General features: G+C 54.9%; 19 protein-coding genes. 5 read left to right on the top strand and 14 right to left on the bottom strand.

Translation table 11 applies throughout. From position 1 onward, the window contains the following. Nucleotides 1-19: 19 nt before the first annotated feature. The 12 genes from K0H63_RS08995 to hyaA all read right to left on the bottom strand — a co-directional run bounded on the left by K0H63_RS08995 (nt 20) and on the right by hyaA (nt 13,418). Complete coding sequence (locus tag K0H63_RS08995; protein ID WP_220067644.1) at nt 20-1,090, bottom strand: GGDEF domain-containing protein; 1,071 nt, start codon at nt 1,088-1,090, stop codon at nt 20-22. 222 nt (nt 1,091-1,312) lie between these two features. Beyond that, nucleotides 1,313-1,708, bottom strand: coding sequence for a hydrogenase maturation nickel metallochaperone HypA/HybF (locus K0H63_RS09000; protein WP_220067645.1), 396 nt, complete (start codon nt 1,706-1,708; stop codon nt 1,313-1,315). Continuing rightward, nucleotides 1,708-2,712, bottom strand: a complete 1,005-nt coding sequence (hypE, locus tag K0H63_RS09005) for a hydrogenase expression/formation protein HypE (RefSeq protein WP_258405504.1) — start codon at nt 2,710-2,712, stop codon at nt 1,708-1,710. Before hypE ends, K0H63_RS09000 begins: the two co-directional genes overlap by 1 nt. After that, nucleotides 2,702-3,862 (bottom strand): hydrogenase formation protein HypD, encoded by a 1,161-nt coding sequence (hypD, locus tag K0H63_RS09010; protein ID WP_220067646.1) that lies wholly within the window; start codon nt 3,860-3,862, stop codon nt 2,702-2,704. The genes hypE and hypD overlap by 11 nt, the downstream gene beginning before the upstream one ends. Continuing rightward, complete coding sequence (locus tag K0H63_RS09015; RefSeq protein WP_220067647.1) at nt 3,840-4,100, bottom strand: HypC/HybG/HupF family hydrogenase formation chaperone; 261 nt, start codon at nt 4,098-4,100, stop codon at nt 3,840-3,842. The genes hypD and K0H63_RS09015 overlap by 23 nt, the downstream gene beginning before the upstream one ends. A 3-nt stretch (nt 4,101-4,103) precedes the next feature. Beyond that, on the bottom strand, nt 4,104-4,880 hold the full coding sequence (gene hypB / locus K0H63_RS09020) for a hydrogenase nickel incorporation protein HypB (protein WP_220067648.1): 777 nt from the start codon (nt 4,878-4,880) through the stop codon (nt 4,104-4,106). 103 nt (nt 4,881-4,983) lie between these two features. Continuing rightward, a complete protein-coding gene (gene hypF, locus K0H63_RS09025; RefSeq protein ID WP_220067649.1) occupies nt 4,984-7,299 on the bottom strand; it encodes a carbamoyltransferase HypF in 2,316 nt (771 codons plus the stop codon). Between the two features lie 29 nt (nt 7,300-7,328). Continuing rightward, nucleotides 7,329-9,152 carry a NiFe hydrogenase gene (locus K0H63_RS09030; RefSeq protein ID WP_220067650.1) on the bottom strand — a complete coding sequence of 608 codons (1,824 nt, stop codon included), beginning with the start codon at nt 9,150-9,152 and terminating at the stop codon, nt 7,329-7,331. Beyond that, on the bottom strand, nt 9,139-9,696 hold the full coding sequence (locus K0H63_RS09035) for a HyaD/HybD family hydrogenase maturation endopeptidase (protein WP_220067651.1): 558 nt from the start codon (nt 9,694-9,696) through the stop codon (nt 9,139-9,141). The genes K0H63_RS09030 and K0H63_RS09035 overlap by 14 nt, the downstream gene beginning before the upstream one ends. A gap of 152 nt (nt 9,697-9,848) precedes the next feature. Further along, nucleotides 9,849-10,565, bottom strand: coding sequence for a Ni/Fe-hydrogenase, b-type cytochrome subunit (gene cybH / locus K0H63_RS09040; protein WP_258405688.1), 717 nt, complete (start codon nt 10,563-10,565; stop codon nt 9,849-9,851). A gap of 9 nt (nt 10,566-10,574) precedes the next feature. After that, the gene (gene hyaB / locus K0H63_RS09045; protein WP_220067652.1) at nt 10,575-12,278 is read right to left on the bottom strand and encodes a nickel-dependent hydrogenase large subunit; all 1,704 of its coding nucleotides are present in this window, start codon (nt 12,276-12,278) and stop codon (nt 10,575-10,577) included. A 3-nt stretch (nt 12,279-12,281) separates the two neighbouring features. Further along, nucleotides 12,282-13,418 carry a nickel-dependent hydrogenase small subunit gene (gene hyaA, locus K0H63_RS09050; protein ID WP_220067653.1) on the bottom strand — a complete coding sequence of 379 codons (1,137 nt, stop codon included), beginning with the start codon at nt 13,416-13,418 and terminating at the stop codon, nt 12,282-12,284. Nucleotides 13,419-13,749: 331 nt separating this feature from the next. On the opposite strand from hyaA, the gene K0H63_RS09055 reads away from it, so the two are divergent. From K0H63_RS09055 to K0H63_RS09070, 4 genes are read left to right on the top strand one after another with little or no spacing between them, the layout of a single operon-like run. Continuing rightward, nucleotides 13,750-14,271, top strand: a complete 522-nt coding sequence (locus K0H63_RS09055) for a TlpA disulfide reductase family protein (RefSeq protein WP_220067654.1) — start codon at nt 13,750-13,752, stop codon at nt 14,269-14,271. Between the two features lie 41 nt (nt 14,272-14,312). Continuing rightward, on the top strand, nt 14,313-14,501 hold the full coding sequence (locus K0H63_RS09060; RefSeq protein ID WP_220067865.1) for a DUF4266 domain-containing protein: 189 nt from the start codon (nt 14,313-14,315) through the stop codon (nt 14,499-14,501). Further along, a complete protein-coding gene (locus K0H63_RS09065) occupies nt 14,492-15,913 on the top strand; it encodes a DUF3570 domain-containing protein (RefSeq protein WP_220067655.1) in 1,422 nt (473 codons plus the stop codon). The genes K0H63_RS09060 and K0H63_RS09065 overlap by 10 nt, the downstream gene beginning before the upstream one ends. 5 nt (nt 15,914-15,918) lie before the next feature. Further along, nucleotides 15,919-16,830: an FAD:protein FMN transferase gene (locus K0H63_RS09070; RefSeq protein ID WP_220067656.1), complete on the top strand. Its 912-nt coding sequence runs from the start codon at nt 15,919-15,921 to the stop codon at nt 16,828-16,830. 120 nt (nt 16,831-16,950) lie between these two features. On the opposite strand, the gene asnS is transcribed toward K0H63_RS09070, so the two are convergent. Further along, complete coding sequence (gene asnS, locus K0H63_RS09075; RefSeq protein WP_220067657.1) at nt 16,951-18,351, bottom strand: asparagine--tRNA ligase; 1,401 nt, start codon at nt 18,349-18,351, stop codon at nt 16,951-16,953. A gap of 150 nt (nt 18,352-18,501) precedes the next feature. Between asnS and K0H63_RS09080 the strand changes: the two genes are divergently transcribed. Continuing rightward, complete coding sequence (locus K0H63_RS09080) at nt 18,502-18,837, top strand: hypothetical protein (protein ID WP_011759799.1); 336 nt, start codon at nt 18,502-18,504, stop codon at nt 18,835-18,837. Nucleotides 18,838-18,925: 88 nt separating this feature from the next. Here K0H63_RS09080 and K0H63_RS09085 read toward each other — a convergent pair whose 3' ends face one another. Next, nucleotides 18,926-19,510: an NUDIX hydrolase gene (locus tag K0H63_RS09085; RefSeq protein ID WP_220067866.1), complete on the bottom strand. Its 585-nt coding sequence runs from the start codon at nt 19,508-19,510 to the stop codon at nt 18,926-18,928. Nucleotides 19,511-19,518: the final 8 nt, after the last annotated feature.

Raw genomic sequence — 19,518 nt, forward strand, 5'->3', positions numbered from 1 at the left:
CAGGACTACCGCTTATGCATTATCTGTTTCCCATACCCGTATCCATGTCTTCTATCGCTGTATCTGTGCTGGCACCTGTGTCTTTTATGGATATGTGTTCGCCGTCAAAAGCCTCTTCGAATATACACACCCGGTCTCTTCCTGAACGCTTGGCGCGATAGAGGGCAGCATCTGCCCGGGCAAACCAGGGCTGCTGATGTTCGCCCGTGTGCCGCTGGGCAATACCGATGGAGCAGGTAATGGTGCTGCCGGGCACCGCATCGACACAGCGCAGCGCCGCCTGAAACCGGGCCGCGGTTGTCTTGGCAAGATTGAGCGCAGCCTCATTTTGAGCAGAGGGTTCGGCCGGGTTAAACAGCACCAGAAACTCTTCCCCACCAAAACGGTAAGCGGTCGCCACATCCGGCATAAGGGCATCCAATAGCTTTCCCAACGACGTCAGCACCTTATCGCCCGTTTGATGACCATGTACGTCATTGATCCTTTTAAAGTGGTCTACATCCAGCAGCATGAGTACGGCGGGTGTTGCCGGCGCGATGGCCGCCAGATCCAACTCCAGCTTGCTTCGATTAAACAACCCCGTAAGGGGATCGCGCTGGGCAATTTGCACCAAAGAGTCGTGCTGCTTTGCAAGGATAAAGGCGAATACCGCACCAAAAATGATGCAATTCACCGACGCCACCCCGAAGCGGGCTATCACATCGCTGGCCTCCACCTGCGCGCCGCAGATGAGGCAAAGGGCGGTAAATAGACTCGAGAGCATCAGCGCAGCGCGGATATTAAACAGAAAAAAATAAATGAAGATGGCAGGGAAGATAAAAATCATCCCGGCGTAGCCAATTTCAAGGCAGGTGGCTGCGATACCAATGGACACCAGCAGCAGGGTGATCATGCGATTCACCGGGCTTGACTGACCACGGAGTTCTTTAACAAATGACAGGGTGAGCGGGATGAGTGACAGGCTGTAAATAAACACCATGGGCCAGTGACCAAGGGATAGGCGGTAGGCGCAGTAAAGCACCAGGGTCGCCATGGCCACGAGATGAAACAGCAGCGCTGCACGTTTGGGAACCTGCCAGACCAGTTGCACCTTAAGTTACCCGAATGACGTCTTGATTCGGGATACTATACAAAAGCGCTACCTAAATTGCTTCTGATTTCCTGGTTCGGCAGTGTATTGTGCTGACGAGTTTCTGCTATGCAGCGAAACTCTCTGTGCTTTGATGCGAAAGGGGGCGGAAAGAGTAGCGCAACCTGGCGGCGCAACGCATCGAATGTCGCCCCATGGAGCAGATACATTTACCCGCACACATTATTGGATGGCGGAGCCATTGGATTCTGGGCTGTCGGTATTTGTACTGGCTGTGTCTGTGAGCTCAAGCTGCAACAGCAACATATCCTCACCGCCGGTTACCCGGGTGAAGGGACTCTGACACTCTGGACACAGCACCCTGTGGCCATCGGCCTCGCCCTGATAACCGCATTCATTGCAATCGAGCCTCAGGGGCTCAATTTCCATGTCCAGAGTGGCGTTGGCGCAGGGTCCATCCAACTTAAAGGTATCAAAAGCCGTGGCCAGCAGGGCCGGCTCGACACCACTCAAGGCTCCAATGCGAATGCTGACCCGACTGATACCACTTGCTCCGACGCTGCGGGCATGTTGCTCGCAGCTGTCGAGCAGCGCCTGGACAATGGAAAATTCATGCATCAGCAAATCCTTGGCAGTAATTCACCGGCGGGCAGGTCGAGGTATCTGTTACTGCCCCATGGGGTGTGAAGTATCACACGCCCGGCAGGGCTCTCACCCACGCGGCCTATGATGGCTGCATTCTCACAATGGCCAAAACGCTTGAGGACTTCCAGTGCGCCTTCAGCCTGCCCGGCTGGCAACGCCATGACAAAGGTGCCTTCATTGGCGAGATCTGTGGCCTCAAAGCCGTAGAGTTCACACAGGCCCTTCACCTCATCGCTCACAGGGACGGCAGCCTCATCGACTTCTATCATCACATCTGAGGCCGCGGCCCACTCATTAAGTACGGCGGAAAGACCGCCCCGGGTGGCATCGCGCATGGCATGGATATCGAAAGGATGCACCAAAAGTTGCTCAACCGCGCCCCACAGGGTGGCGCAGTCGCTCACAAGGCCGGATTCCAGCTCCAGTCCTTCCCGGGCCATCAGGATGGCCGCGCCGTGGCGTCCTATGTCACCGGACACCAGAATCGCATCACCGGGTACCAGGTGTTTGGCTGACAATCCCGGTTTCACAATACGGCCAACCCCTGTGGTGTTTAAAAACAGTCCATCGGCACAGCCTTTGGGAACCACCTTGGTGTCGCCGCAGACGATTTTGGCGCCGCACTTTTTCAGCTCGCTGGCCATGGAAGCCACTATGGTTTCGAGGGAGGCCATGGGGAAGCCTTCTTCGATGATGACCCCAAGGCTTAAATACTGGGGCTCGGCGCCCATCATGGCCAAGTCATTGACCGTACCGGCAATGGCCAGCTTGCCTATGTCGCCCCCGGCAAAAAACAGTGGTGATACGGTAAAGGAGTCTGTGGTAAAGGCGGTGGGGCCCTGCAGGTTCAGCAGCGCGGCATCTTCTTCATTTCTGAGGATGCAATTATCAAAGGCCTTGAAAAACAGGTTACGAATGAGCTTATTCATTTCCAGGCCGCCGCCACCGTGGGCGAGCTGAATACTGTTAGTCGACATGCTGGACTCCATGGTAGCGGTAATAGGCATTGCAGGCGCCTTCGGAGCTGACCATGCAACTGCCAAGGGGCGTTTGGGGTGTGCAGCCACGGCCAAAGACTTTGCAGTCCATGGGGTTGGCAAGACCACGCAGAATGTCTCCACACTGGCAGGCCTTGTGATCGTCGATTTCCGCTACGGGTAAACGACCGCCAAAATGGATTTCGGCATCCCTGTGGGCGTACTTGTCTTTGAGTTTCAGGGCGGACTGAGGAATGGGCCCCAATCCACGCCAGCGGAAGCTGTCACGCACTTCAAAGTATTCATCCACCAGCGCCTGGGCTGTCAGGTTACCTTCTTCAGTCACTGCGCGGCTGTACTGCACCTCAACCACGGATTCGGCGTGATTTTTAAGCTCCACCAATCGCAAAATGGACTCCATTACATCCACGGGTTCAAAACCGCTGACCACTACCGGGGTATGGTGCACTTCTGCCGCTCGGCGATAGATTTTGGCGCCACTTATCACGCTCACATGGGCAGGGCCGATAAAGGCATTCACCTTGGTGGCCGGCTCGGCCATCACCGCATCGATGGCGGGCGGCACAAGCACATGATTGATATGAAACAGCAGGTTGGGCAGGGCGGCGTGCTCGGCTTGCTGCAGCAGCACTGCGGTCATGGGAGTGGAGGTTTCAAAGCCAATGGCAAAAAACACCACTGTCTTGTCGGGATTGTCTCTGGCGATGGCAAGCGCATCCAGGGGATCGTACAGGGGGCGAACATCGGCGCCACTGGCCCTGGCCTGTGCCAGGCTGCCTTTTGAGCCGGGAACTCTAATCATGTCGCCGAGCGTCAGCAGTATCACGTCATCCATCTTTGCCAGGGCAATGGCCTGATCGATACGTTCTTTGGGCATCACACACACGGGGCAGCCGGGACCATGGATAAATTTCACATTGTCCGGTATGAGCCCCAGCAGACCGTACTTCATGATGGTGTGGGTATGGCCACCACACACCTCCATGATGTACAGCGGCTCAGAGAGATTTATGGCCGCACTGCTTATCCGGTCGGCCAGTGCCCGAATGGTCCCTGCATCACGAAAGCCTTCGTAAAGGGACTTTAACTTCAGCGATGAATCAGGTTCATTGATAGCTTGATTGGGCATGGCTTTCTGCCTCCAGCTTTTCTGCGATTTCCCTATATAGCTTAAGGCTTTCCAGTGCATCTTCTTTGTCAATTTTATTCATTGCAAAGCCGATGTGGATCAACACGTAGTCACCGATTTGGATTTCGTCGCTGAGTAAATGGCGACTGACTTTTCGCCGAACCCCCAGGGTATCGACGGTAATGGCCTGCTCATCGTCATGCAAGGCCACTACTTCAGAAGGGACAGAAAGGCACATAGCTCAGTTTCCCCCGACATCGGCATGATAACGGGCGCTGTGATCCTGCTTGAGCCAAGCTGCGAGCCTGTCCATGCCACGACCATCCTTGATGGACAATTCAATCACTTCGCACTGGGGATTGAGCGCCCTCAGGCTCTCTTTGGCACTCTCCATACTGAAATCAAAGTAAAGGGTGAGATCGGACTTGGTAATGAGCACCAGATCCGCCCGGCGGAACATCACCGGGTATTTGGCAATTTTATCGTCACCCTCCGGCACGGATAAGAGCACGATATTGCGATGGGTTCCCACATCATAGCTCGCAGGGCACACCAGATTGCCCACGTTTTCGATAAAGGCAATGCTGCCTTCATCCAGGGTAAGGCGGTGCAGGGCACCATGGACCATAAAGGCATCCAGATGGCAGGCGCTGCCGGTTTGAATTTGCACTGCCTGGATACCTTTCGCCAGCAGGCGATCGGCATCTTTTGAGGTTTCCAGATCCCCCTCAATCACGCCGTAGGTGAGTCCCAGATATTCATGCAAGCATTCCAGCAAGGTGGTTTTACCACTGCCGGGACTGCTCATCAGGTTATAGGCACTTATCTGACGGGCTTCGAAGTGGCTGCGGTTGTGGGTCGCTTCCACATCATTCTTATCCAGAATCTTATGGATAACCGACAGTGTTCTGGCGTCGTTCAGTTGGGGATTGGTGGTGAGCTCATGGTGTTCATGAGCGTGCTGATGGGTGTCTTGCATCCCGAATCGCGGTAATGAGCAGCCACAGTCCTGGCACATGTAGGGAGTCTCCTTGGGCTATTTGGCACAATTCTGATACAGCTGATTAACGAAAGATTTGATATGGGTCAGCATTTGGGAATGACGGGACAATCTGGCGCACTTATTGGCCAAAACTGTGAACTGCGTACCAAAGTTGGCCAAGGGCGATACCACCATCGTTTACCGGGACCTGACCCCAAGGCAGAAGCTTAAGCCCTTGCTGTGAAAGCTTCTTGGCAGTTGCATTGGCGAGAGTGCGGCTTTGGAATACGCCGCCACTCAGTGCCACGGGTAGATTGGGATAATGACGGGCTTTCTCGGCGATGGCATCGGCGATGGCATTGATAAAGGCCTTAGCCAGGCATTCAGGTGAGGTATCGAGTGTGTCCATTTGCTCCAACATGGACACCAGCAGCGCTGCGCCGTCCCATTGGCCGCCTTTTTCTTCCAGCACCAGGGTGGGGATGGGGCCGGTTGCCCGGGCTGCAAAGGCTTCCAGTAACATGCCAGCCTGGCCTTCAAACTCGACTCGTTGGCAAATACCCAGCAAGGCTGCCGCCGCATCAAAGAGGCGTCCCATGGATGAGCTCTGCAAGGTGCCGGGAAGACTGATGACTTTGAGGTGATTGTTCAGCATGGGCTGACTCAAATGGGCAAAGCAAGGCAGTCCCTGAAGCTGTGACACAGGCAGATGACCTGCGAGCAGACTCAAGAGCACCCGCCAGGGTTCGCTGCTGGCTTTGTCGCCGCCGGGTAGGGCAAAGGGCCTGAGTCCACCGAGGCGCTCGAAATGGGTTGCGCTGCACAGCAGCACTTCGCCGCCCCACAGGCTCATATCATCACCGAGGCCGGTGCCATCAAAGCTGAATCCCAGCACAGGCTCGCTGCGGGAGTTGGCCGCCATGACCGACAATATGTGGGCAAAGTGGTGCTGAACTGTGAGGAGTTCGATGTTGCGTTCACTGTTTTGTGCATAACGTCGGGCAAAACGACTTGGGGCATAATCCGGGTGATGATCAGCTACCACGCAGCCGGGATCTACCTGATAGAGTCGCTTAAAACTCTCCAGTGTTCGAATAAAGTAATCTTCGGCCTCAATACTGAAGAGATCGCCTATATGGGGGCTTAAAAAGAGGTTATGGCCAAGGCCAAAGCCCAGGGTGTTTTTTTGCTGAGGCCCAACGGCCATCAGATGGGATTGGCTGGGTTTGGGGCTGAGCATTGCCAGCGGCGCATATCCCCTGGCGAGACGGATAACCTGCAGCTGTCCGGCACACCATTGGACCACGCTGTCGTCACAGCCGGATACTATGGGGCGATCGTGGTCGAGAATATAGTCCACCACCCCTGCGAGTTTTTGGTGAATATCCGCAGCATCTATGATGATGGGCTCACCACTGCGATTGGCGCTGGTGGCAACCAGCGGGCGGTCAACGCTGTCCAGCAGCAAGGCATGCAGCGGCGTGTAGGGTAAAAAAAGCCCTATGCGGTCGATGCCGGGCGCCACGGAAGCGGCAAGCTCACTGCACGGAACAGGAGCTTGGGAGCTGCCGGGCCGGGCTGAGGTTTTTTTTAAGATGACGATGGGGCGTTCCCGGGAGCACAGCAATTGCCATTCTTCTTCTGCGCCATCGGCAAGGTGTTTGGCCACATTAAGGTCTTTGACCATCACGGCGAGGGGCTTTGCCGGACGCACCTTACGTGCCCGCAGGCTGCTCACGGCCTCCTCGTTGGTGGCATCACACACCAGATGAAAGCCGCCAAGACCCTTGATGGCGAAGATGGCGCCCTGTTTTAACAATCGCGCACACTCATCCAGACAGAATTCAGCATTGCTGCTGATATGGCTGCCGTCCGGCCCGGTGAGGCTGAGTTGTGGCCCGCAATTTGGGCAACTGACCGGCTGGGCGTGATAGCGTCTGTCCAGCGGGTTTTTATATTCGGCCTCGCACTCCGGGCACATGGCAAAGTGCGCCATGGAGGTGTGCTTTCTGTCGTAGGGCAAGGCTTTTATCAGGGTATAGCGGGGGCCGCAGTTGGTGCAGTTGGTAAAGGGATAGCGATAGTGCCTGTCGTTGGGGTTGCGGATATCCGCCAGGCAGTCCGGACACATGCTTTTATCCGGGGATACCACGACCTGAGCTTCACCGCCTGCCTGGCTTTCTTCAATGACAAAGCGGGATTCGTCAAGGTCGGGACCGTCATCGGCTATCAGGGTGAAACCGTCTATCCGCGCCAGTGGCGGCGGGTCACTTCGTAGCGTTTCAATAAAGTCATCGACCTTGTACTGCGGGCCAGTCAATCGGATAAAGACGCCTTCAGCATTGTTGCGGATACTGCCGCCAAGCCCGAGCTCATGGGCCAGGCGAAACACATGGGGCCGAAATCCAACCCCCTGAACGATACCTGTGATGTGAAGGCTTATCTTTACACTCATGGGTTACTGTATTGCCTTGTTTTTCTATGTCAGTCTTTAACCGAATGTGCTTCCCGGCCAAGGGCGCCAAAACGCCTTGGGGTTTCAGTATAGAGGCTGCCAAGGGCAAAAAGGCTGCCATCCAAATCCAGCTCCGGTGCAGTAAGCAGGGGGAAGTTTTTCCCAAGCCTTAACCAGATACGTTTGGCGAGCACGGGATTGGCAAGCTCACTGCCACTGAGATAAACCTGCTTTACTCCCACATTCAAGTCCAGATGTTCAATCCAATTGGCCAGATAGTCGGCAAGGGAGTCCATCATGGCAAACGCCAGCTTGGGTGCATCGGTATCGCCGGCGAGGCGGAAGCTCATCAGGGTTCCCAGGGTTTTGCACCAATTGAAGGAGCGAACGGCCTCACCCCGGATCAGCGGATAATCGATGCGGGGCGCGCTTTGACCACGAAACTTTTGTGCTTCGGCCACCAGGGCATCGGCAAGGTATTCCACCGAGGGCTTTTCTTTATTGAGCCCCAGACCCAGTATGCAGGCGCCCAATGCCCAGATCCCCTGCAAGTTACCGCGCTCGGCGGTGGGGGACAGGATAAGGTCAAGCATGCACAGGCATTCCTGTGGAAAGAGGCTCTTGAATTTTTCCAGCACCTGGCGCTGTGGGCTTTCCATCAGCAGGCGGTAAATCTCGTAGCCATTTTCCGGCAGTGGCGTTTGGGTAAAGAAGATTTCCTCTTTTCCGTTACCGTCAACAGTGGCAATTTCCAGCGCGCCTTTACCCCCCAGATACAAACTGGCGTGATGGGCGAGTCGCTTGTCAGTGGCTTGCAGCTGACCTCGCAAGGCGAGTAGAGCAGGTGACTTCACACTGGCAAAACCCGTGGGAGTCAGGCGAATTGTGCCCTTGTGGGTATGGGCCTGATAACCGGCAGCGCTGGCCTGATTGTGCAACGGCGGATGGTGCAACGGCGAATTGGACAGTCGCAGGGTTCGGGCCCCAGACTCGCTGATAACCTGCCAGCGCCCATCCACGGCGCAGATATCCGTGGAGTTGTCTTTATTCACATAGAGCCACTCTATGCCTTTTACCCGCAAAAGCTCGCACAGCACCAGTTCCACTCGACTCTGTGCAAACCTGACTCTGTAACTTGGGGCTTTAAGGCGTGGATGCTCGCTGGTGGGCAGTAGCCGTAATCGGGGCTTTTCGATGCTGGACAGTGCCAGAACGTCGGCATCGGAAACCGCCAAATGGCTGCTCAGGGTATTGGGATTGGTGAATAACAAACTGCTGGTGGCGGTATAGCCCGACAGCTGATAGGTCTTGCCATCAAGGGCCAGGCTGCCATCGGCTATCAGGCTGGCGGCAAGCTGTTTGAGTTCATCCAGCGTTGGTGCACCCGCTGGCAGTTGCTGCTCTCCGTGGCAATGGGGACAGCTTAACGAAACCAAGCCAAACTCCGGGCTTTGGTTGTCGCCGAGTCTTGGAAAACAGTGGCCACAAAATGGCAGACTGTATTCGTAGTCAGCGTTGTCAAAATGCGCTTCATTCCCCACTGAATCGGACTCAGACAGCGAGTCAATGTCTTCTTGTGTTAAGGCCTTCACTTTTGCGTCCAGCAAAAAGCATGACAGGGGAAACTTGGCGGCAAGTTCATCGGCAAAGGCTTCGAGGTGGGCTTGCTGGCCGCTTGCCAACAACTGATAACACCAGTGGTTAGCCTCATGTTGGCCGGGCGTTGACTCTGGCTCCCTGATCTGTGCGCGAAGCTCAACATGGGGCGCCCCCTGGTTTACCAGAGCAACCAGAGTTTGATGATAGAAGGGCACGGCCCGGGATGTGACAAATTCAAAACTAATGGTTTTCATCCACTGGTACCTCGCGGGTGATCCCGTCCTGGTAAAAACTGGTAATGGGTTTATCGGCAATACGGTCAGACTGAAACCCCAATTGCTTCAGGTGGTTTAACAGCGCCTGCTCCATCACAGGAATGGCGCTGCCAAGTGCCTCAGTAAGCCCCAGGTGCATGGGCTCCAGTACGGTAGGGGTGACACCCAGCACAAAGGTTTTTGGCCTGTCACCCAGCATCTCCATCATGGTGAGGGTTTGCAGCATTTCGACTTCGTGGGCGCTGCCTTGCCAGTCAATTTCAGCGGGCGCTGCATCAAAATCAAAGAAATACACTTCGCCGGGCAGTACCCCGGGGGCGTTGACCGTATCACACACAATCAGATGGTCGTATTTGGCAATGATGGGAGTCAGGCCCTGGGCCAGAGTGCCGCCATCGAGCATATCAAGGGAGTGTAGCGGATGGGTAAAGCGATAATTTTCAGATATATAATTGACAAAGTGTACGCCTACGCCTTCGTCGGCGAAGAGTATATTGCCAATGCCGAGTAGCAGGACTTTCATCCTTTGTCCTCCAATTGCCTCGCAACGAGGGCAGCGCCGAAATCGTTACCAAGGCGCTGGGTAATAGTCAGGATAGCAATGCCTGCGGGGTGTAAGTTGCGCCATACCACCGGTTTCCCTTGTGGTATGGCGCACTGTCATCATTACGCGGATTAATGCTTGTGGTAGTCATAGCCGGAGACGATGGAGTCTACCGAGTTGTGCTTAAAGCGAATGCCAGTCCACACAGCCATGTAAACGTGGATTACCACGAATACAATAAATACCCAGGTAAAGTAATGATGCCACAGCCGCACTTCGGCAAGGCCACCCATCCAGGCGGTCAGGGTGCTCGCCATGCCCCAGAGCATGCCACCCATGCCTTCATGATAAACATTGGCATACAGTATCAGCCCTGTGACACAGATTGCGCCGGCAATCACCGAAATCGCAAAGTAGGTCACAAATTGCAGTGGTCCATACACACCTGCTTTGTTCAGCTTACCCATCCAGAGGTAGGACTTAAGTTGGGTAATCCAGCTGTTGATGCTGAGGACGTCGCGGATGGATCGCCGCTCGATATCGTGCTTACTGAAAAAGAACAGATACGCACGGGCGAGCGTCACGGCGCACAGCACAAAGCCGAACACCAGATGACCGAACCGCACCCAGCCCTGAACCAACACATCGCTGGAGTCGGGCGCAACCAAAAATGGCCAGGCGAGATAGAAACCTGTGATAACCAGGACCAGAATCGCCAGTGCCCTCAGCCAGTGGAAGAGTCGGATAGCGGCAGTGAAGATAAACTCCCGCTGGTACCCTCCGGTATGCCCCTCGTGCTTTGCGTCATGCTTGCCGCCCGCAGGCGGCGTATTAACTTGGGTGTTCATACTGCCTCCTTAGAGCCCGTTTGGTGACACCTTGAACTCAGACAGGCTCGCGCCCTTGAAGTCCATTACGTGTACCGAGCAAGCCATGCAGGGGTCGAAGGAGTGGATGATACGGATGACCTCCAGCGGTTTGGTAGGATCCTCAAGCTTTAATCCAATCAGTGAAGCCTCGTAAGGACCAATCTTGCCGTTGGCATCCTTTGGACCCGCGTTCCAGGTGGTGGGCACCACAGCCTGATAGTTTTCGACTTTACCGCCCTTGATGCGGATCCAGTGACTCAGCATACCGCGAGGCGCTTCAATCATGGCGTGACCAACGTACTCTTTGTTGGCATCGATTTCAGGCTTCACATAGGTGGCTTCATCTGACTGAATGTTGGTCAGCAGGGCATCGAAGGTACGCAGACCTTCGTCGGCCACTATCACGGTTTGCAACATGCGTGCAGCGGTGCGGCCCAGGGTGGTAAAGAGCGCCTCCACCGGCAGACCGGTGCGGGCGAGCAGAGCATTAACGGCATCCACGACCACCTTGTTGCCACGGGCGTAACTGACCAGCAGGCTGGAGAGCGGTCCCACTTCCACAGGCTCACCGTTATAGCGTGGCGATTTCACCCAGGAGTACTTGCCGTCACCATCGAGGGTAGGCAGTTTGCCGTACACAGTGTCGCGCTCTACAAAGCCCGTATAGTTAGGCACTGTGGTGCCATCATAGGGGTGCTGGGCGTTGTCGGCACTGTACCAGGCGTGGGTCACGTCTTCGGCAATCAAATCTGGATTGATGTCGCTGACACCGGCCAGATCGCCGTTCATGATCACGCCGCCGTTGAACATGTACTCGCCATCGGCCAGTACAAAGTCGTCTGTGGCCAGGAAATTTTTCACGTTCACGCCGCCAAGCACTGAAGGCTCAGTACCGAAGGCTTCAGCAGCCATAACAATATCGGCCTGATAGGCACGTTTGATAAAGTCGGTTACATAGGCATGTTTCTGTTTCCATTCCTGCAGACGGGCAGGGCTTAACATGTCACGTACCGAGGTCACACCGCCCACCACCAGAGATTGAGGGTGAGGCTGCTTACCACCAAAGATGGCCAGCATTTCGGCAGCCACCCGCTGCACTTCCAGCGCTTTGAGGTAGTGGGACAGGGCAATCAGGTTTTGCTCGGGGGTAAACTTATAAGTGCCATTGCCCCAGTAGGCATTGGCAAAGGGGCCGAGCTGACCTTTTTCCACAAAGCCTTTTACCCGCTCTTGAACAGCGCGAAGTTCACCTTCTCCGGCCGCGATAGGCTTGTCGGTATACTTAAGCGCCACCTGAGCGGCCTTGGCTGGGTCGGCACTGAGTGCAGACACGACATCCACCCAATCGAGACCATGGAGGTGATAGAAGTGCACTATATGGTCATGCATATAGAGCGAAGTTTGCATCAGTGAACGCAGGTACTTGGCGTTAAGTGGAATTTTTACCCCGAGGGCGTTTTCCACCGCTTCAGTACCACAGCGGTAGTGGGAATAGGTACACACACCGCAAATACGCTGCACAATCAGGCCCACGTCCATGGGAGTACGGCCCTTGAGGATAACCTCAATGCCGCGCCACAGGGTGGAAGAGGACCAGGCGTTCTGAATCACATTGTTCTCATCTACCTCGACCTCGACGCGCAAATGGCCCTCGATGCGGGTGATGGGATCGATAACAACACGTTGGCTCATGATTTAGTCCTCTTTGGCTTGTGCAAATACACTGGCAACGGCATGGGCGCCGATACCGACAACGGTGGCACCGAGAATAACGGCGCCTATGGTGTCGGCCGTGGCATCAAGCCCATGCAGCAGTTGCCGGCCAAGTGGCTTCTCAAAGTCGGCCATGTCGTCCCAGAAGTTTGGTTCAGAGCAGCCCATACAGCCGTGGCCAGCGAGCACCGGCCAGCTGGTATGATGATTGAAGCGTTCTGTGGGGCAGTTGTTGTAGGTGTAAGGGCCTTTACAGCCAACCTTGTAGAGGCAGTAGCCTTCTTTGGCGCCATGATCACCAAACTCTTCAACAAACTCGCCGGCATCGAAGCGGCCGCGACGTTCACAGTTATCGTGTACCCGGGCGCCATAGGCCCATTTGGGACGATTGAACATATCCAGCGCAGGCAGCTTGCCGAACATGATGAAATACATCAGGGTACCAACGATATTTTTCTCACTCGGTGGGCAGCCGCCCAGGTTAATCACAGGCTTGCTGACCACTTCGTGTACCCCTTTGGCCCCGGTGGGGTTGGGGTAGGCGGCCTGAACACCACCAAAGGAGGCGCAGGTGCCCACAGATACAATGGCTGCCGCGCCTTCGGCCGCATGCTTGATGATTTCAAGGCCGGTGTGACCTTTACAACCCACGGTCAGGAACGCACCGTTATTGGCGGTGGGTACAGCACCTTCCACTGCAAGCAGGTAGTTGCCTTTATAGGTTTCCAGGGCGTGTTCGAGGTTTTCCTCCGCTTGCCAACCGGCAGCGGCCATCAGAGTCTCGTGGTATTCGAGGCTGATATGGTCGAAGATAAGGGAGTCGAGATTTGGCGTGTCGGCCCGTACCAGCGACTCAGAGCAGCCGGTACATTCGGCCATGTGCAACCAAATCAGTGGCACGCGGTCAGCCAGTTCGGCCGCTTCGGCCACCAATGTAGAGAAGGGCAACGGCAGCGCCAGCATGGCGGTAACCGAGGCGCTCCACTTCATAAAATCACGACGGGTAATGCCATGTTGAGCCATCTTGTCAAAGATGGTCTCTTCATGGCGCCTTGGCAGGGAGCGCAGCGTTTCAAGTCGCTGCTTTCCTTGCTCGTAGAGGGCTGCATGTGTATCCATGGTGACGACCTTTTTTTGTTTTTAAGTTGTAAACATGCTTTTCGCATGCACGACATTTCAGGAAAAGTGTAGGAAGGGGGCTTGGTCATCATATTGATACACGTCAAGCTTTTACGTAACGTGTGCTGACACAGGGCTTTGACATCTTGGTAACATGAGGTGCGTCATGCTTTTGATTTTTCTGTGAGACAAAATGTCTCACTTTGGCTGAATTTTGCCGCGCCATATCTCGGGATTTCGTGAGCATCTGGGACTTCCCGGATGCTTACGAAATCCTTAAGCTAATGAAAACACAATTACCTACCCACCGCCGTCTACATCCGAGCCGTTTATGAACTTTGTAAAGTCTGCCAACCGATTGCCAACCAAGCTGAGTCCATTTCTCTGCGCCGCTGTCTTGTTTCTTGGCCTGCCGTTAAGCAGCTATGCCACACCAACTCTTGATCACAGCATTGTGGATGGGAGTGGCAAGGCATTTAGCCTGAGTGATTATCGCGGCAAGGTCGTGTACGTGGATTTTTGGGCGTCTTGGTGCGGGCCATGCCGCAAGTCTTTCCCCTGGATGAATGAGATGCACAGTCGCTACCAGGATAAGGGGCTCGCCGTGATAGCCATCAATCTGGACACCGACAGTGGTGATGCCAAACCTTTTCTGAATGACCTTAAGCCTCAGTTCATCATCGGCTATGACAGCCAAGGCGAGGTCGCCAGACAGTTTGACTTACTGGGGATGCCTTCAAGTTTTGTCTTTGACCGGTCGGGTAAACTCGTCGCGACCCACGTGGGCTTTTTCACCGAGAAGTCGGCTGAATATGAAGCCGAACTCGTGAACTTACTGGAGCAGCCAAAATGAAGTTCAAAACAAGAATCTCTTTCGCGGCTGCGCTGCCTTTGATGCTTCCTTTAATGGTACTAGGCGGCTGCACCACACTGCAGCCCTGGGATAAGGGCGAATTTGCCCGCGAGGATATGCAGCTGGGCGCCGAGGCACTGGATTTGTCTTTGGATGACCATGTGTATTTCAGTAAAGAAGGTGCCAGTGGTGGCAGAAGCTTTGGCGGAGGCGGCTGCGGATGCAATTAATGTCGGCGTCGCCAGTTGATGGCTCAGAGACTGAGCCAACGGGACAGACGCGCCTTCGCCAACCCGGCATTGCGGCCGCCGTCTGCCTCTCTAGCCTTGCCATGATAGGCTTTGATGCGGCAGCGACGGAAACACCGGCGGTTGACACGGCTGATACGGTAAAACAGCTGCCGAAAAGCGAAGATGACAGCTTGCTTACCCGGTTAATCGACGGCTGGGAAATCGATGCAGCACTCTTGTGGTACCGTGAAGATTCACGGGTGCAGGCCATCGAAGGTGTGCTGTCTGGCGTAAAAGCCTTATCCGACAGCGAATCCATTAACGCCAAAATTGTACTCGACAGCCTGTCCGGCGCATCGGCCTCAGGCGCTGCAGCGCAGGAGCGCGCTCAGACCTTTACCCGCCCTTCAGGCAAGGGCGAATATCAGGTTGCAGCAGGCGAAACTCCGCTGGATGACACCTTTCAGGATACCCGGCTGTCGCTGACCGGTGGCTGGCAGAAAACGCTGGATACCGACACCAGGGTCAACGCCGGTGTTTATGGTTCAAAAGAGTTTGATTATCTCTCTCTCGGGGTGAATGGCGGCATAGAGTGGGGCTTTTTTAAAGACAACACTACCTTAAGTTTATCCGGCGCCCTGGGTTACGATTTGATTGATGCCGTGGGTGGCAGACCCGTACCCTTAAGCACCATGGCCATCCGTAAAGACTTTGCCAACGAAGAGGCTTTCTGGCAGGCATTTGATTCAAGCCGTGAGCGCGGTGTCGGTGATAAACGCATAGGCGAGCTGATGTTGGGCGTGACCCAAATCCTCAGCAAATCCACCCTGGTACAGTTCAACTACGGCCTTGGCTATTCCAGCGGCTATTTGAATGACCCCTATAAGCTGGTGTCTGTGTTGGATACCAGCGGCACTGCCAGCCATTACCTCTATGAATCCCGGCCTGACAGCCGATTAAAGCAAAGCGCATTTGTGCTCGGAAAAACGGCATTCAAGCGTGGTGTGGCCGAGTACTCTTATCGCTTTACCATTGATGACTGGGGCCTTGAATCCCATACCCTGGAAGGCCGCTATCGCCATTATTTCAGCACCAGGACGGGGCCCTATCTCCAGTTCCATCTGCGGGCGTATCGGCAGTACGGCGTGGATTTTTTCACCCCCTATTTGCTCAGTGGCGAGCCCGTCGCTGAGCATATCAGCGCCGATTACCGCATCGGTGATATGGACACCTGGACGATAGGCCTTAAAACCGGCTGGCGCCTTAAAGATGGCGATGAGATTGCGCTGCGGCTCGAGTATTACCGTCAGCAACCTCGGGGGGAGGCTTCCAGTCTCGACGGCCTTAAGGGGCTGGAGCTGTACCCAGAGCTTAATGCCGCCATGTTGCAGGTCAACTACTCGTGGAATTAAGTCCGATGACAGGCTCCAAGCTGAGTGCAGGGCGGATACGCTTCAGCGCCATGGCGAGTGACTGTGAACTGCTGTTTATCGGTGCTAGTCACCCGCAGGCTAACACTCTTGCGAAGCTCGCCATCAGCGAGGTGAGGCGTATTGAAGCCAAGTTCAGCCGCTTTTTGCCAGAGAGTGAGCTTAGCCGCATCAATGCCAGTGCTGGCGATGACCTCAGTATCGATGCCGAAACCGCGGGGCTGCTTCAGTTTGCTGCCGACTGTTACCGGCTATCAGGTGGGCTTTTTGACATTACTGTGGCGCCGCTACAACGCCTGTGGGGCTTTGGCCTGAATGAAATGTGGCTCCCCACAAATACTGACGTTCAAGCTACCCTTGAACACATCGGCTTTGACAGGCTGCGCTTTTACAAAGACCAAGGCTGTTGGCGACTCTTTTTACCCGCAGGTATGAGTCTGGATTTTGGTGGCATAGCCAAAGAATATGCCGCCGACCGGGCGCTCGTTTTGATAGAGCGGCAGGCCAGGGCCCTTGGGCTTGATGTTGCTGTGCTGGTAAACCTTGGCGGTGACATAGCCGCGAGTCGCTATCCCTGGAGGATTGGGGTTGAAGGTGTCCATGCTGAAAGTGACTCTGAGATGTTGCAGGCGGAAGCCTCGGGTCTTGTTGAATTTCCCGGCGGCGGTCTTGCAACCAGCGGTGATACCAAACGCTTTGTGCTGGTGGACGGTAAGCGCGTCGGCCATATCCTGTCACCCAAAACCGGTTATCCGGTGCCGGATGCGCCGCGCTCAGTTACAGTACTTGCCCCCAGCGCCTCTGCAGCGGGAATGCTGTCGACCATGGCCATGCTAAAGGGCGAGGGCGCGGAGGCCTTTCTTAGCGGTGAAGGGTTGGTGCATTTGGTGCAGCGCTGAGCATTGCGTAAATCGCACTGAAATCAAAAAGACATCACAAATAGAAAAGCCGCCCATAAGGCGGCTTTTTCGTTATCGCGTGATAGCTTTTACGCGATTAGACCTTGGCGCTTCTCTCGATTAGAAGTTCGCGCTGCGTGGTGCACGTGGGAATGGGATCACATCACGGATGTTGCCCACACCGGTCACGTAAGAGACCAGACGCTCGAAGCCCAAACCGAAACCGGCGTGTGGCACAGTGCCATAACGGCGCAGGTCGCGGTACCACCAGTAGTCTTCTTTAGACAGGTTCATCTCTTCGAGACGGGCATCCAGTACGTCCAGACGCTCTTCACGCTGAGATCCACCGATGATTTCACCGATGCCGGGCGCCAGTACGTCCATGGCCGCTACAGTCTTGCCGTCTTCGTTGAGGCGCATGTAGAAGGCTTTGATATCTTTCGGATAGTTCTTCACTACCACAGGGGCTTTGAAGTGCTCTTCGGCCAGATAACGCTCGTGCTCAGACTGCAGATCGATACCCCACTCAACAGGGTATTCGAAGGTCTTGCCACAGTTTTGCAGAATCTCAACGGCGTCGGTGTAATCCACCTGGGCAAAGTCGCTGCTCACAAAGTTTTGCAGACGATCGATAACACTGCTGTCTACGCGCTCGGCGAAAAACTTCATGTCATCCATACGCTCTTCGAGTACGGCATTGAAGCAGTACTTGAGCATGGATTCGGCCAGACCGGCAATATCGTTCAGATCGGCAAAGGCCACTTCCGGCTCAACCATCCAGAATTCCGCCAGGTGACGGCTGGTGTTGGAGTTTTCGGCGCGGAAGGTCGGGCCGAAGGTGTAGATTTTCGACAGGGCACAGGCGTAGGTTTCGCCGTTCAGCTGACCCGAAACGGTCAGGAAAGCTTCTTTGCCGAAAAAGTCCTGGTCGTAATCTACCTTGCCAGCGTCGGTACGAGGCAGGTTTTCCATATCCAGAGTGGAGACGCGGAACATTTCCCCGGCGCCTTCACAGTCGGAGGCGGTGATGATGGGGGTAGAAACCCAAATAAAGCCGTTCTCGTGGTAGAAACGGTGGATAGCCTGAGACAGACAGTTACGTACACGGGCCACGGCACCTATGATGTTAGTACGGGGACGCAGGTGAGCCACTTCACGCAGGTGCTCGATAGAGTGGCGCTTGGCAGCCATAGGGTAAGTGTCCGGATCGTCTACCCAGCCGGTAACTTTCACTGCAGTCGCCTGCAGTTCGAACGCCTGGCCTGAGCCTGGAGACTCCACCAGATTACCGGTCATTTCCACAGAGCAGCCAGCGGTCAGCTTCAGCACTTCGTCATTGTAATTAGACAGAGCATTGGGCACTACGCCCTGAATGGCATCGAAACAGGAGCCGTCATAGACGGCGAGGAAGGAGATCCCTGCCTTGGAATCCCGACGGGTACGAACCCAACCGCGTACCGTGATCTCGGTACCGGGGGCGAAATCACCCTTAAATACGGATGCGATAGATGCAATGCTCATTGCTGCGCTTATCTCCAACGAAACATGTAATATAAAATCAAAAAGGAGGTTTATATTACCTTTCCGGTGGCTTTTCTCAAGCTGAAAAAGGTATGCTGCGGAATATATTCACAATCTTGTGGAGCCGGGTTGCACAAATGGAGGTGAGCCATGAGTAAACTGCGTATTTTCCAGTTACTGCTGGCAGGTTTGTCCATTTTGGGATGGGCGCTGGCGATATGGGCTTTGATGCTGTTTCACGAAGCGAGGCCCGATCGAGCGGTGGGTTATTTCCTGTCAAAAGGTGCAACCGTAAGGTTATTCTGGGAGCCTTCTCTTACCCTGCGATTGGAGCAGGTCATCTGGATAGTGTGCGGTGTGAGTCTGGTGAGTCTGCTGTTTAACGTCTATGTGGCGCAGCACAGCCGTATGGGGTACTGGTTTAACATTCCCTTGTTATTGCTCTCTTCTTTGGCCGCCGGCCTCTATATGAGCTTTTGGGTGTAGGGCTTTTTCATGCCCGGCACTGATTAATTTCGCTATCAAGCTGATTTACGCCAATCGCCGTCTTCCCCCTAATTACACGATAACGATGTTAGATAGCGCCGCCGTCCTTAAGGTGGCGGCACAGCAAATCTATCATGGCTGCAGTGGCGCCCCAGATCAGGCGTCCTTCCCAGGGAATAAATACCACATGATAACTATGTCCCTGGCGCTGGAATTGCCGGATATGCCTGTGTTTGTCCTGCATAAAAAAGTGCAGTGGCACCCGAAAACACTCAGCCACCTCACCTGGATCGATTCTTGTCTCAAATGGATTTTTCACCAGTGCCAGCACAGGGGTGATTTCAAAGCCGGTGAAGGTTCTGTGGGTGGGAAACTGGCCCAGGAGCTCTAAATTCTCACTTCGCAGGCCGATTTCTTCTTCGGCTTCCCTGAACGCGGTGTGGGTTGGGCTAAGATCGCTCGGCTCGACCTTACCACCGGGAAAACTCACCTGGCCGGGGTGGGCCTTAAGGTGGGTGGGGCGGGTGGTGAGTATGAGCTGAAGCTCACCGTTCAACTCCTCAAGCGCCATCAGTACGGCCGCTTCCCTTACTCTGTTTTTCAGGGGGGCCGACACTATGGCATGACGAAGTGGCTGCAACGAAAAGTGCAACCTCAGTTCGTCAACAGTCATGGCGTCCG

This window comes from Shewanella zhangzhouensis (genome assembly GCF_019457615.1).
Lineage (GTDB): Bacteria > Pseudomonadota > Gammaproteobacteria > Enterobacterales > Shewanellaceae > Shewanella > Shewanella zhangzhouensis.